At 69.8% G+C, this 13,601-nt stretch carries 11 protein-coding genes and 2 pseudogenes; 8 read left to right on the top strand and 5 right to left on the bottom strand.

The window, feature by feature from the left end:
* Positions 1-181: 181 nt before the first annotated feature.
* Positions 182-1,774, top strand: coding sequence for a ribosomal protection-like ABC-F family protein (abc-f, locus tag SALPAC6_RS0107950; RefSeq protein WP_018252900.1), 1,593 nt, complete (start codon positions 182-184; stop codon positions 1,772-1,774).
* A gap of 82 nt (positions 1,775-1,856) precedes the next feature.
* Positions 1,857-1,955, top strand: a pseudogene (locus tag SALPAC6_RS28885) (TetR family transcriptional regulator); the annotation flags it as partial.
* Positions 1,956-1,970: 15 nt separating this feature from the next.
* Here SALPAC6_RS28885 and SALPAC6_RS0107945 read toward each other — a convergent pair.
* Entirely contained in the window at positions 1,971-2,651 is a 681-nt protein-coding gene (locus SALPAC6_RS0107945; protein ID WP_018252899.1) for a formylglycine-generating enzyme family protein, read from the bottom strand.
* A gap of 168 nt (positions 2,652-2,819) precedes the next feature.
* Here SALPAC6_RS0107945 and SALPAC6_RS0107940 point away from each other — a divergent pair, with 168 nt between their 5' ends.
* Both SALPAC6_RS0107940 and SALPAC6_RS0107935 read left to right on the top strand, forming a co-directional pair.
* A complete protein-coding gene (locus SALPAC6_RS0107940) occupies positions 2,820-3,236 on the top strand; it encodes a cold-shock protein (RefSeq protein WP_018252898.1) in 417 nt (138 codons plus the stop codon).
* A 98-nt stretch (positions 3,237-3,334) separates the two neighbouring features.
* Positions 3,335-4,468, top strand: a complete 1,134-nt coding sequence (locus SALPAC6_RS0107935) for a beta clamp domain-containing protein (protein ID WP_026189428.1) — start codon at positions 3,335-3,337, stop codon at positions 4,466-4,468.
* A gap of 27 nt (positions 4,469-4,495) precedes the next feature.
* Here SALPAC6_RS0107935 and SALPAC6_RS25530 read toward each other — a convergent pair.
* Positions 4,496-5,543, bottom strand: a pseudogene (locus SALPAC6_RS25530) (MFS transporter).
* Between the two features lie 100 nt (positions 5,544-5,643).
* Here SALPAC6_RS25530 and SALPAC6_RS0107920 point away from each other — a divergent pair.
* Together SALPAC6_RS0107920 and SALPAC6_RS0107915 are read left to right on the top strand one after the other, a co-directional pair.
* Positions 5,644-6,927 carry a VWA domain-containing protein gene (locus SALPAC6_RS0107920; protein ID WP_018252894.1) on the top strand — a complete coding sequence of 428 codons (1,284 nt, stop codon included), beginning with the start codon at positions 5,644-5,646 and terminating at the stop codon, positions 6,925-6,927.
* Positions 6,927-7,700, top strand: coding sequence for a hypothetical protein (locus tag SALPAC6_RS0107915; protein ID WP_018252893.1), 774 nt, complete (start codon positions 6,927-6,929; stop codon positions 7,698-7,700). The genes SALPAC6_RS0107920 and SALPAC6_RS0107915 overlap by 1 nt, the downstream gene beginning before the upstream one ends.
* A 131-nt stretch (positions 7,701-7,831) precedes the next feature.
* On the opposite strand, the gene SALPAC6_RS0107910 is transcribed toward SALPAC6_RS0107915, so the two are convergent.
* Positions 7,832-9,076, bottom strand: a complete 1,245-nt coding sequence (locus tag SALPAC6_RS0107910; protein WP_018252892.1) for a PucR family transcriptional regulator — start codon at positions 9,074-9,076, stop codon at positions 7,832-7,834.
* Positions 9,077-9,163: 87 nt separating this feature from the next.
* Here SALPAC6_RS0107910 and SALPAC6_RS0107905 point away from each other — a divergent pair, with 87 nt between their 5' ends.
* Together SALPAC6_RS0107905 and SALPAC6_RS0107900 are read left to right on the top strand one after the other, a co-directional pair.
* The gene (locus tag SALPAC6_RS0107905) at positions 9,164-10,255 is read left to right on the top strand and encodes a ferredoxin reductase (RefSeq protein WP_018252891.1); all 1,092 of its coding nucleotides are present in this window, start codon (positions 9,164-9,166) and stop codon (positions 10,253-10,255) included.
* Positions 10,256-10,270: 15 nt separating this feature from the next.
* The gene (locus tag SALPAC6_RS0107900) at positions 10,271-11,413 is read left to right on the top strand and encodes a fatty acid desaturase family protein (protein WP_018252890.1); all 1,143 of its coding nucleotides are present in this window, start codon (positions 10,271-10,273) and stop codon (positions 11,411-11,413) included.
* Between the two features lie 141 nt (positions 11,414-11,554).
* On the opposite strand, the gene SALPAC6_RS0107895 is transcribed toward SALPAC6_RS0107900, so the two are convergent.
* Positions 11,555-13,243, bottom strand: coding sequence for a long-chain-fatty-acid--CoA ligase (locus tag SALPAC6_RS0107895; protein ID WP_018252889.1), 1,689 nt, complete (start codon positions 13,241-13,243; stop codon positions 11,555-11,557).
* A 102-nt stretch (positions 13,244-13,345) separates the two neighbouring features.
* On the bottom strand, positions 13,346-13,522 hold the full coding sequence (locus SALPAC6_RS29660) for a hypothetical protein (RefSeq protein ID WP_018252888.1): 177 nt from the start codon (positions 13,520-13,522) through the stop codon (positions 13,346-13,348).
* Positions 13,523-13,601 lie beyond the last annotated feature (79 nt).

Below are 13,601 nucleotides of genomic sequence, written 5' to 3'. Positions count from 1 at the left end.
GCGCGCACTGCGTCCGTTGGGGCGGCGCGGGGATTTATCGGTTGTCGACAGGGGCTGGCCCATGTCAGCATCTTATCGCTACATCCATAGCTTTAGGGAGGCATGATGCTCCGCTGAGTGTTCCCCGTGTCTGACCTCCCGCCGCGGCGGGCTTCCGACCTTGAGACCTCGGAGTATCCACATGCCCACCCAGATCAGCGTCCATGATGTGACCAAGGCGTATGGCGATCGACTTCTGCTCGACGGCGTCACCTTCGCCATCACCCCGAACCAGCGTACGGGGATCATCGGTGAGAACGGCTCCGGCAAGTCGACGTTGCTGCGCCTGCTCGCCGGCCGAGAGGAGCCGGACGATGGGCGGGTGACCGTCAGCGCGGACGGCGGTGTCGGGTACCTCGCCCAGGACATGTACCTGCCGGGGCAGCTGACCGTTCAGCAGGCGATCGATGCCGCCCTGGCCGACCTACGTGCGATGGAGGCGCGGTTACGGGAACTGGAGCCACGGCTCGCCGCCGGCAACCAGGACGACCTGACCGAGTACGGGAACCTGGCGACCGCCTTCGAGCTGCGGGGAGGCTACGAGGCCGACGCCCGGGTCGAGCAGGCGTTGCACGGGCTGGGGCTGACCGCGGTGGAGCGGGACCGTCCGCTTGGCGGCCTCTCCGGCGGAGAGCAGGCGCGCGTGAACCTGGCCTCGGTGCTGGCCGCCAACAGCGAGGTGCTGCTGCTCGACGAACCGACCAACCACCTCGACGACACCGCATTGAGCTGGCTGGAGGGGTACCTCCGCTCCCGGCGCGGCACCACGGTCGTGGTTTCCCACGACCGGGTCTTCCTGGAGCAGGTCGCCACCGGCTTGATCGAGGTGGACGCGGATCGGCGCACCCTGGTCCGTTACGGCACCGGGTACGCCGGCTACCTGGTCGAGCGGGCGGCGGCCCGGCAACGCTGGCAGCAGACGTACGAACAGTGGCAGGCGGAGCTGGACCGGCTGCGGGAGGTCGCGGCTACCACGGCCCGACAGGTGGCGCCCGGCCGGGCGAGGAAGGACCGCAACAAGATCGCTTATGACCGCAACGCGGGCCGGGTGCAGCAGTCGGTCGCCAGCCGCGTCCGTAACGCGGAGCTACGACTGCGCCGCCTGCAGGCAGATCCGGTGCCGCCGCCGCCCGACCCGCTGCGGTTCGAGCCACCCACGCAAACGGCAGTCGCCGCCAGGGTGCTGCTGGCCGCCCAGGAGGTGACGTTCGCCGGTCGGCTCAAGCCGACCACGCTGACCGTCGCGACGGGACAACGCCTGCTGATCTGCGGGCCGAACGGCGCCGGGAAGAGCACGCTGCTGCGGATCCTCGCCGGTGACCTCGTCCCAGACGGTGGTCAGGTGACCCGTTCTGGCCGGATCGGGTACCTTCCGCAGGAGGTCTCCACCGCCGCGCCGGAGCGGACCCTCCTGGCCGCCTTCGCCCACGGACGGCCCGGTCCGACTGAGGAACACCGTTCCCATCTGCTTTCGCTCGGGCTGTTCACCCCGGTGAGCCTCACCGTGCCGATCGGTCGGCTCTCCACCGGGCAACGCCAGCGGCTGGCGGTGGCCCGGCTGTTCAGCGATCCCGTCGACCTACTGCTGCTGGACGAGCCCACCAACCATCTCTCGCTGGGCCTGGTCGAGGAGCTGGAGGCTGCTCTCGAGGAATACTCGGGCGCCGTGGTGGTGGTCAGTCACGACCGCCGGCTGCGCCGGCGCTGGTCCGGCGAGACCCGGGAGGTGGCCTGATGGAGTCTCCGGCTGGTAGTGCGAACGCCACGATGGCGACAAGGGCCAAGATGAGGGCGGTGAACGCGAACGCCTGCGCGTAGAAGGGCTGGCCTCCTACGTGCTTATCGGCGTCTGTCCGGCCGAGGCTGCTCGGGATCAGGTGTTCGCTGCGATTTCTGGGGTCTACGCCCTGGCATGAAGCGCGGGCGCCAGGTCAGTCCGACTGGGGGCGAATGGAGCGCGCAACGCGGAAACCCACGTCGTCCACGCGAAACGTCGGATGACTCCGGCGCCGTACGGAGGCCCGGCAACTCCAGTGCTCGTCGAACCAGCCGCCGCCACGGAGGACCCGGTAGCTGCCGTAGACCTCCGGGTCGTAGTGATCCCAGCACCAGTCCCAGACGTTGCCCAGCATGTCGTGTAGGCCCCAGGCGTTCGGTTGTCGGCCGCCCACCTCGTGGATGCGCTCCCGCGAGTTGTCGCGGTACCAGGCGATCTCGTCCAGCGGTCCGTAGCGAGGGCCGGTCGTACCAGCGCGGCACCCGTGCTCCCACTCGGCTTCGGTCGGCAGCCGGTACCCGTCGGCGGAGGGGTCCCACTCGATCTCCTCCTCGCCGGAGATTCGATAGGCCGGCAACAACCCGTCCCGTCGCGACCAGGCATTGCAGCACCGGACCGCATCCCACCAGGACACCCCCTCGACCGGCAATTGATCGCCGCGAGCCGTGCTCGGGTGGGCGCCGATGATCGCGGCATACTGGGCCTGGGTGACCGGGAAACGGGCGAGCTCGTACGGCCTCAACTCGACCGACCACCGGCGCTGTGTGCGGCGGTCGGAGAGCGTTACCCGCCCCGCCGGGACAGTGATCATCAAATCCTGCTGGCTCCCGTCCACAAGGAGCCGATCGTACCCGTGCCCGGGACCGCTGTTGTCGGCGTTTCCGGCTCACCCCGCTGACGTCCGGTCCCGTCCCGGTAGCAGTGCCGCTAGGCTGGCTGCGCGTGCAACCCATCCGCAGGGTGCGCGCTTCTGGTGTTGGTGGTGTGTCTTTGTTGGGGGACTGTGGTGGAAAAGGGAACGATCGTCCGGTTCGATGACGTTCGCGGTTATGGGTTTATCGCGCCGTTCGGGGGCGGCGATGACGTCTTTGTGCACGCGAACGACTTCGGTGATCAGCGGCACCAAGTCGCCGCCGGCATGCGGGTGAGCTACGAGGTTGTGCAGTCCGAACGGGGCCTGAAGGTCGCGAGCGTGGTGCTGGAGACGGCTCCAGCCGCACCGAACCGTGGTGCGCCGAGTCGCCCGCAGCCCCTGTCTGACGAAGACGGTGAGTGTGATGTGTTGGCGGTTGAGCAGTTCGACAGCGCCGTGACCGAGCTGCTGCTGGCGAACGTGCCCTCGATGACCGGTGCGCAGATCGTCGAGGCCCGTCGGGCGTTGGTCGCCATGGCGCGCCAGTACGGTTGGGTCGAGGACTGACCGCGGCGCGTGGCGGCTCGCCCTCTCCGGGGCGGTACCACCTCGCCGCGCGCGGCGAGGTGGTCGCCTGGTCACCGATCGGCTGCGACAATCCGGGGATGGATGACAGCGATCAGGGCATCGATCGTGCCGTTGCGGGCGCTGACTTCGTAGAGTGGAACTTTTCGATCATGGCGAATGGTTCGCCGTGGCGCATCGAGGAGGGGATGACGCAACTCCTCGCCCACCAGGGTGCGGAGGGGTTCGGGCCATCCCTGGCGGTCGCGGCGCGCGAGGACGCCCGGGTCATTCAGGAGTTGGGTCGGCGGGAGACACCGACGGCGGTGGCGGCGCTGCGGGCGTTCCAGGCGATGAGTCCGGTCGACACGCAGCGGGAACTAGCCGGATTGCACGCCGACCGGCTCATCCGGCAGGGCGTTCCCGAGGCCTCCTGGGCGTCCACGATCGGCCGGGTGCGGGTGGAGGGCTGCTGGTGGGCGCACGACCCCTTCAACGAGACCGCCTTCCTGCTCTGCGTCTTCTCCTACGACGGAGATGATGAGCACGGCATCCTGGCCATGATCGACCTTGCCGTGGATGGGGGCCTGTTTCGGGAGCTGACCCTCGGCATGGACGTGGAGGTGCTGCAGGATGTCCTGCGCCGTGCCGACGGAGTCGATGGTCTGGTTACCGAGCCGGTCGACCCGGCGTATGCCCGGCGGTTGTTCGAGGACGCGATCGTCACCTCGGACGAGGTGCTGGAAGATCGGGACTACCAGCCGAATCCGGCGCCGACTGCGTACCGGAAGATGCGGGCGCTGACCCTGGCCCGGGCCCGGGCGTTGAGCGTCGCGGCCGCACCGCCCGACCCGCTGCCCGACAGCGTGGATGTCGAACTCATGAAGCGGGCGTTCCTCGCCTCCGGTATCGGCTCCAAGCTGCCCGGGGACGACGCGACGAGCCAGGCGGTGGACCTCTTCGTCGAACAGCTCACCGATCGGGCTTGCTGCCATCCGATGCGACTCGGCCCGCGCCGGGTGATGGCCGCCCTGGGCCTGCCGGGTCTGACCCGAGACGCCATCGGTGATCCGGGCGTGAGTGACGTCCTTCCGGACGTTGTCCATGCGTGGGCTTCCTGGACCGCAGCCGAACGCGGTCTGTCCCGGGATGCCACGGAACAACTTGAACGGGCGTGTGAGCAGGCGTGTGCGCGCCTGCGCGCCACCGATCCGGGGGGCCCGCAGCGCACCTGACCCGTGCTGGCTGGCCGCGACCTCCGTTCATCGCTGACGTACGCCGAGGCTGCGCGTTGCCGTTGCGAAGATCGCGAGGGCGAGCAGGGCCGACGAATAGAGCAGCACAGTCGGGACGGCATCGAGGTACTGGACCAGTACCCCGGCGAGTGCGGGGGCGAGCGGTAGCAGGCTCCCGCCGAGGAAGTGCACGGCGGCACTCACCCGTCCCTTGAGGACAGTCTCGGCGTGGGTGAGTATGTAGCCGACGATCGCGGCATTGGCTGCGGGTCCGAGGAAGAAGGCCAGTGCCCCGATGACACCGATGAGATATGCGGAGTGGGCCACTGCCAACAGCGGAGTCACCGTCGCCGCAACCCACCCGAACGCCATGATCAGTGTCCGTGGCGGGAACCGCGCGACCAACCGGGGTGCCGCGGCTTCTGTGCGGCGCACGATCCTCGGTGTTGTTGCGCAGGGGGCGCCGGATCAGGGTCAGTCCCACTGCGGAGACGAGGTAGGAGACGGCATCCACCAGGAACGGCACCGTCCGGCCGACGCTGAAGAGTATGCCGCCGAGGGCGGGTCCGACCAGCGTCGCGAGATGCGTGCGGGATTCGTTTCGGGCGGCGGCCTGGGTCACCTGCTCCCGCGCCACGACAAGCCGAAGGGCTGCCGTCTCCGCGGGTTGAAAGCAACTACTCAGGGCCGCTTCCGTGGCCGCCACAGCTACGATGTGGACGAACGTGATCTGGTCGATGATGCCAGCGATGACCAGGCTGCTCAGCGCAAGCGCACGTCCCAGATCTGCCATGATCATGAGAAGTCGGCGGTCGTGTCGATCCGCCAGGGACCCCGCCGGGAGCCGACACACCACAGTGGTGACAGCGGCGATTGACCCGACGGCTCCCGCGTGTGCTGCCGATCTGGTGGTGGCCAGAGTCAGCAGGACAAAGCCCACCGAGGAGACGGCGCTACCCAGCGCCGAAATTGACTGGCTCACCCAGAGGATGACGAAGTCACGGTTTTGGGCCAGTGGACGCACCGGCGGTCCGGTGGTCGGCGTTTCGTGATACTCGATCGACGGATCAACCACGTCACCCGACGCTAGGCACGGTCCGGACGGGAAGCATGCGTGATCTGCGTCACCGAACCCGCGGTCTCGTCCGATGTGGAGCTGCCCTAGACTGCGCGCGATGATCGAGACGAGACGATTGGCGGCAGCTCTCGTCGGGCTGCTGGCGACGAGCGTGATGATTGGTCCGGCACCGGCCCTCGCGGATTGGGAGACCCCGGTCGAGCCACCGAAGGTCGAGCTGGTCCTCGATGTCAGCGGGTCGATGCGGGCCACCGACATCGACGGGCGAAGCCGGATCTCGGTTGCCCAGCAGGCGTTCAACGAGGTGGTGGACGCGCTGCCGGACGAGACTGAACTCGGCATCCGGGTCCTCGGTGCCACCTATCCCGGTGATGACAAGGAGCAGGGCTGTCAGGACACCCAGCAGATCGTGCCGGTCGGGCCGGTCGACCGGGTGCAGGCCAAGGCGGCGGTGGCGACGCTTCGTCCGACTGGGTACACCCCGGTCGGGCTGGCGCTGCGCTCGGCCGCCGAGGACCTCGGTACGGGTAGCACCGCCCGGCGGATCGTGCTGATCACCGACGGTGAGGACACCTGCGCCCCGCCGGACCCCTGTGAGGTGGCCCGGGAGCTGGCTGCGCAGGGGACGAAGCTGGTCGTGGACACCCTCGGCCTGGCCCCGGACGAGAAGGTGCGCCAGCAGCTGCTCTGTATCGCCGCTGCCACTGGTGGCACGTACACCGCGGCGCAGAGCGCGGACGAACTGACTAGTCGGATCAAGCAGCTGGTCGACCGAGCCGGGGATACGCACACGGTCACGCCGGCTGTGGTCGCCGGCACCTCGGTCTGCGCCGACGCCCCGCTACTCGGTGCCGGCGTCTACAGCGACCGGGAGAAGTTCTCGGAGCACCGTTGGTATCGGGTGCCGGTGTATCCCGGGCAGGAGCTGCGGGCCTCTGTCAGCGTGGCGTTGGACCGGCCGGTCAACCCCGACCATGCGGTGTTGCTGCGGGCGGTGGCCACCGACGGTCGGGAACTGGTACGTGGCGTGGACGCCGGTAGCGGCCGGACCGATGTCGTCTCCGCCGGTCTGCGGTGGTCGGCGGGGGAGGAGCCGGAGGATGGGCCCTCCCCCACCCCGTCCACCACGACCGACGCCGAAGCCACCATCGTCTGTCTCGTGGTGAGTAACGCCTTCGCGCCCCAGCCGGGGACCCAGACCTCGCCGGGGATGCCGGTTGAGCTGACCGTGGACATGGTCGCGTCCTCGCCTGCTCCGGCTGCCCCGGATCTCGGTCGGGGCTGGGTGCTGCTCGTTCTGCTGACGGTGACTGGTCTGCTGGCCGGACTGGCGTCCGGGGTACTCACCCGGTGGTGGGTAGCGACCTGGAGGGAGAAGTGATGCGGGTGCGGTCAATGCGGGGTGGAGCAGCCCTGGCCGCTGTCGGCCTGGCCCTGCTGGTCTCGCCCGGGGCGGCCCTGGCCACCCCGACACCCTCACCGGGGGCGACCCCGGTCACCCGAGCGGGGACCTCCTTCTTGACCGCCACCGACATCACCGCCGGGCAGCCGGTGCAGGTGGACGCCGCTACCGGCGACTACCTGTACTGGTCGTTCCCGGCGGTGGCCGGCGAGCGCCACGAGATCACCGCGACCGTGTCGTTCCCCACACAGCGTAGTGGCGAGTCGACGTGGACCGTGGAGGTCTTCGACGGGCTGCGGCGGCGTCAGGCCTGCACCGCCGGTGCCCAGACGCCGACGGCTACGGCCGAGGCTGAGAGCGTCTCGCTCGGCTGCACCCTGCGGCAGGTGCGCTCCTGGGCGGAGCCGTGGTCAGCCGATCCGCTGCCGGGGACGTACTACGTCCGGCTCGCGGTGGCCGAGCTGCCGGAGGAGGACCTTGGCCTGCCGATCGAGGTTGACCTGCTGGTCGGCGCAGTGGGTGCGGGATCCCGGGACGACGGCGTGCTGGCGGAGCCGTTGGTGCTGCCCACCAAGGCCGGCACAATACTCGATGCCGCGCCGACGGAGCCGGCCGAGGGCGACGACGACGGATTCTTCGGTTGGCTGCCCGAGCTCGGCTCGCGCTGGGCCTGGAGCACGGTCGGCGGCATTCTCGCTGCGGTGGCTGGAGTCGTCGGCTTCGGTCTGACCCGGCGCCCCCGTCGTCGCTGACGGTGCGGGTGTAGCCCGGGAGGGCGCTCGCGGACGCGGGCGTCCTCCCGGCCGGTTGGTCACCAAGGGGCGGGCCAAGACCCGTACGGGCTGGACCGCAGGACTGACCGGCAGTGGTCCCTCGCGGCCGGTCAGTCCTGCGGCAGCAGCTCGTTGATCCGCCCGCGAGGTGGGAAGGCCAGAGCCAGGGTCAGGTCGAGCACGGTGGCGGGGTCGGTGAGCCGCTCCCCGTACAGTTCGCGTAGCTGGCCCATTCGGTAGCGCACAGTTTGTGGGTGCACAAAGAGGTCGGCGGCGACATCGTCGCGGCGGCCGTGGTGCAGCAGCCAGGAGCGCAGTGTCTCGGTCAACCGATCGGCGGTGGTGGGTGGCAGCGTCGCCAGCGGCGCCAGCACCCGTGCCCGCAGGTCCGCCAGGCCTTCTGGGTCGTGGCTGAGTAACAGTTCGGCTAGGTGCGCCTCGGTGTCCAGGGGCGCGCCGGCGTCGTCCGGGCGCAGACCCAGGGCGAGCGCCCGGGTGGTCCGCTGCCAGGAGTAGGCGACCTGGGTCCACGGCCGGGCCGGGCCGAGCACCGCCCGCCGGCCGCGCAGCAGCCGGGCAAGCTGCCGTCGCCGGTCGCCGTGGGCATCCGGGACGAGTAGGCCGGCGGTCTCGTCGCCGGGCCCGCCACCGGGCAGGTCGTCGGCGCTCTCCAGCGTCTGGGTGGGCAGCAGCTTGAGCGCCGGGCGTAGGCTCGACCGGGGCAGCAGGACGGCGGTGAGGGTCTGCGGCGGGGGCCAGTCGGCCCGCTCCGCGCTGCGCAGCAGTACCTCTTCGTCGGCTCCGGTGACCAACTGCTGGGTGAGTCGTTCCAGGTTTCGGCGGCGGATGAGGCCGGTACTGGCCAACTCGTCGGCATGCCCGGCGACGCTGGCGGCGGAGAGCTCGTCGATGTAGGCGAACATCAGCTCGGCGAACTCGGCCACCGTGGCGGCCGGCAGCTGTCCGCGTACGGCGACGGTGGACATCTCTCGCCAGGAAACCCGGGCACCCACCCGGTACGCGGCGAGTAGCGCGTCCACGCTGCGGCCGGAGCGGGCCTCTCCGCTGCCGAGCGCGTACGCGGCCTCGACAGCGGGTACGAGCGGGGTGCTGGGGTCGGCCCCGTAGGAGCGTTCGACGAGTTGGAGGAAGGTGCCGAGGGCGATTCGTACGGCATTTTCGATCTTGTCCCGCATCTGCCCGGTGAGGGTGCCGGAGTAGCTGGGTACCTCGGCGGTGATGGCGGTGACGGTGTGCTCGGCGAGCAGGGCGAGCCGGTTGCGGAGCTCCGCGGCAACCCGGTCATCCAGGTCCAGCCCGGCCGCACGCCGGGTTGCCTCAGACCGTTCGGCCACAATCTTGTTCCCTTCGTATAAATTCGTGCGTCGGGTTCACCTTCCCAGGTCAAGATTTTATGCCAGTGTGCCGCCACGATCGGGTGTATGACCACCACCGTCCAGCGCCCGTCCGCGCCGGCGTCCCTGCGTCGCGGGCTGCTGCGGCTCGCCGCGGCGGTTACCACCCCACTGCTGCCCGACGACTACCTTGACCTGGTCGCCCCGCTGCGTGCCGGCGCCGACCTACGGGGCCGGATCGTCGAGGTGCGCCCGGAGACCCCGGACGCCGCCACCGTCGTGATCCAGCCGGGGCGAGACTGGCAGGGGCACCGCCCCGGGCAGTACGTCCGGCTCGGCGTGGATGTCAACGGCGTGCGGCAGTGGCGGTCCTACTCGGTGACCTCTGCTCCGGCGGGGCGTCACGACCCGATCACGATCACCGTCAAGGCGATCCCGGATGGCCTCGTCAGCAACCATCTGGTGCGGCACGCTCAGCCCGGCACGATCGTGCAGCTTCACCAGGCGCAGGGCGACTTCGTTCTACCAGCCACCGCGCCGGCGCGGGTGCTGCTGGTGACCGCGGGCAGCGGAATCACCCCCGTCATGGGGATGCTGCGCAGTGGGGCCCTCACCGGGGCGGACGTCACGCTGGTGCACTCGGCACCCACCGCAGCGGACGTGATCTTCGGTGCGGCGCTGCGGGACCTGGCCGCCGCCGGCGCGCTCCGGCTGGTGGAGCGGCACACCAGGGATGACGGCCAGCTCAGCCTCGCCGACCTGGCCGCGTTGGTGCCGGACTATGTCGAGCGGGAGACATGGGCATGCGGCCCGGCCGGGCTCCTCGACGCCCTGACCGCGCACTGGGCCGCCGCGGGCCGCGGCGGGCGACTGCACACCGAGCAGTTCCGTCCCACCATTATCTCGCCCGGCGAGGGCGGCACCGTCACCTTCGGCCGCAGCGGTGTGACCGTCGCCGCCGACGGCAGCACCCCGCTGCTGGAGGCGGGGGAGGCGGCCGGTGTGCTCATGCCGTCCGGTTGCCGTATGGGCATCTGCTACGGCTGCGTCCTGCCGCTGCGCCAGGGTGCCGTCCGTGACCTGCGCAACGGGTCGCTGACCACCGCGGTTCCTGGTGACGGTGTCCTCGTCCAGACCTGCGTGTCGGCCGCCGCCGGCCCCTGTGACCTCGACCACTGATTCCGGAGTACCGACGTGACCGTCATGCAACGCAAGCCCGTCAACCCGATCGCTCACCTCACCGCCGAAGACATTGAGGTGATCGGAAGGGAACTGGACGCGATCCGGGACCGGGTGATGGCCGACCTGGGGGAACGGGACGCCCGCTACATTCGCCGGCTGATCCGGACGCAGCGGCGCCTGGAACTGGGCAGCCGGGCGGTGCTGCTCTTCTCGCTGTTCCCGCCGGCGTGGATTATCGGGACGGCCGGTCTGTCGATCGCCAAGATCCTGGAGAACATGGAGATCGGGCACAACATCCTGCACGGCCAGTGGGACTGGATGCGGGACCCGAAGATCCATTCCACGACCTGGGAGTGGGACCACGTCTCTCCGGCTGAGCAGTGGAAGCACTCACACAACGAGCTGCACCACCGCTACACCAACGTGATCGGCAAGGACAACGACCTCGGGTACGGCATCATGCGCGTTGACGAGGACCAGCGGTGGCACCCGCTCTACCTGGGGCAGCCATTGTGGAACCTGATCAATGCCTGTTTCTTCGAGTACGGCATCGCCGCGTACGACCTGGAACTGGGGCGCAACCTGAAGAAGGGCCGGCACCGGGATCCGGCGTTCCGGGCCCGGGCCCGGGCGGTCGGCCGTAAGATCCGCCGTCAGGTCCTGAAGGACTACGTGCTGCACCCGCTGCTGTCCGGGCCGTCGTTTCTGAGCACGCTCGCCGCGACCTTCACCGCGAACCTGGTCCGGAACCTGTGGAGCCACTCCGTGATCATGTGCGGGCACTTCCCGGAGGGCGTGGAGACCTTCGAGAAGACCTCGATCGAGGGGGAGACCCGCGGCGAGTGGTACCTGCGGCAGATGCTCGGCTCGGCGAACATCAGCGGTAGCCGGTTGCTGCACATCATGTCCGGCAACCTCTCCCACCAGATCGAGCACCACCTCTTCCCAGACCTGCCGAGCAACCGCTACCGGGAGGTCGTCCCGGAGGTCCGGGCGCTTTTCGACCGGTACGGCCTGAAGTACACCACCGGATCGCTGCCCCGGCAGGTCTTCTCCGCCTGGAAGAAGGTCATCCGGCTGTCGCTGCCTAACCGCCGGCCGCGTGACCGGGCCAGCAACCGGTCGGCACCGGCGCTCAGCACCTCTGGTGCCTGAGTTGGCGTAGGTCAGTCAGCCCGGGCCGCCGAGCCGATCCGGGCCGACCTTCCCAGCCGGCCCGGGTGTCGTCCGGCCAACGGTCACGCGGCCGGACGAGCTCCCGTGAACCGGGCGTACAGCGGCCCGGTGTCCGGCCGGTCAGGCGGCTAGCAGCCGGTCGCGGACCTCCCGGCGCAGCACCTTGCCGAGCTGGGAGCGGGGCAGGTCGTTGACCACCACCACCCGGCGCGGCACCTTGTACGCGGTCAGCTGCTCCCGGCAGCTGGCCCGGATGCCCGCCTCGTCGATGGTGCAGTCGGGGTGCAGCACCACCGCGGCGACAACCTCCTCGCCCCCAGCGGCGCCGGGCAGACCGACCGCCGCGGCGTCGCGGACCCCGGGGATCTGCCGCAGCGCCTGCTCCACCTCGGACGGGTAGACGTTGAACCCACCAGTAATGATCAGTTCTTTGATCCGGTCAACGACCCGTACGAAGCCGTCCGAGTTCATCTCCACGATGTCCCCGGTCCGTAGCCAACCGCCGGGCAGCAGCACCGCCGCTGTCTCCTCCGGCCGGCACCAGTACCCGGCGAAGACCTGCGGCCCGCTGATCAGCAGCTCGCCTGCCTCGCCGAGGGCGCGGTCCTGGGTCGGGTCCTCCGGGTCAACGATGCGGATGTTGGTGGCGGGGAACGGAATGCCCACCGTGCCGGGTTGCCGGGCCGTGGACACCGGGTTCCCCAACGCCACCGGGGAGGTCTCGGTCATCCCGTACCCCTCGACCAGCAGCCCGCCGGTCACCGACTCCCACAGCCCCACGGTGGCCGGGGGCAGCGACATCGCCCCGGAGATGGCGTACCGGATGGAGCTCAGGTCGACCCCACGCTTCCGGGCGGCGACGGCGAGCTTCTCGTAGACCGGCGGCACCGCCGGCAGGAAGGTCGGCGGGCGACGCCGCATCGCCTGGAGGGTCTCGTCCACGTCGAAGCGGGGCAGCAGCACCAGGGTCGCGCCGATGTTGACCGAGAAGGTCAGGCAGAACGTCAGCCCGTACGCGTGGAACAGTGGTAGCACGCCGTACACGGTCTCGGCACCGTCCCGGAGTCCCGGCACCCACGCGCGACCCTGCGCGGCGTTGACGCGTAGGTTGCGGTGGGTCAGGATCGCTCCCTTCGGGGTGCCGGTGGTGCCGCCGGTGTACTGCAACAGGGCGGTGTCGTCCGGCTCTGGCGCGGGGTGGTCGGCAGCCAGTGGCCCGCTGTCGGCCAGCAGGCGCTCCCAGGCCAGGGTGCCCGGTGCAGGGGCGGTGATCGCGGCGCGGGCGGTGCGGGCTCGGGGCACCGGTAGCCGCAGCGCCCAGCGCTTGAGCCGGGGCAGGGCCGCACTGAGATCGACTGCGACGACCGTTTCGACCTTGGTGGTGCCGGCGGTGCGTTGCACCAGTGGGGCGACCTTGTTCCAGACCACGGCGACCCGGGCGCCATGGTCGGCGAGCTGGTGGGCGAGTTCCTGCTCGGTGTAGAGGGGGTTGTGCTCGACCACGAGTGCACCGAGTCTGAGCACCGCGTAGAAGGCCACCACGTGTTGCGGGCAGTTCGGCAGGACCAGCGCGACCCGGTCACCCCGGCCGACGCCGAGGCGGCGAAGCGCCTCGGCTGCCCGGTCCACCTGCGCCGCCAGATCTCGGTAGCTGGTGGTGGCGCCGAAGAAATCCAGTGCGGTCCGGTCGCCGAACCGTTGAACGGCCTCCCGCAGCAGATCAACCAGGGACTCGTCGGTCGGGGTGATGGTCGTCGGCACCCCCGGTGCGTAGCTACGCAGCCACGGCCGCTCGGCGCTCAGGTTCATGGTGTCTATCCTCCCCACGTTCGTCTACCGGACCGTAACCTACGGTCCGGTAGCAACCCGGCGAGGTACCTGTCGCCGCACTACCGATCGGGTGCCCCGTGGTCAGTGCCGCCGCTGCGATTGCCGGTTCATCCGGCGTACCTTGACCACCGCCATGATGAACAACACCACCAGCGTGATCGCACCGATGACCATCAGCCACTGGGCTGCATCCCAGAGCAGTCCCACCAGGATGAGTACGGCCGCGGTGATGGCGATGACCCACAGTACTGCCCGCATGTCGACCTCCGTCCCGCCCCCGTCGTCTGGGGGTGCCCCGCCACTTTCCCGCCCTGGCCGACAACATGCCGGGCAGGCA

The organism is Salinispora mooreana (assembly GCF_000379065.1).
Lineage (GTDB): Bacteria > Actinomycetota > Actinomycetes > Mycobacteriales > Micromonosporaceae > Micromonospora > Micromonospora mooreana.
The sequence above is the reverse complement of the archived record's forward strand: the minus strand, read 5'-3'. Positions and strand labels throughout refer to the sequence as shown.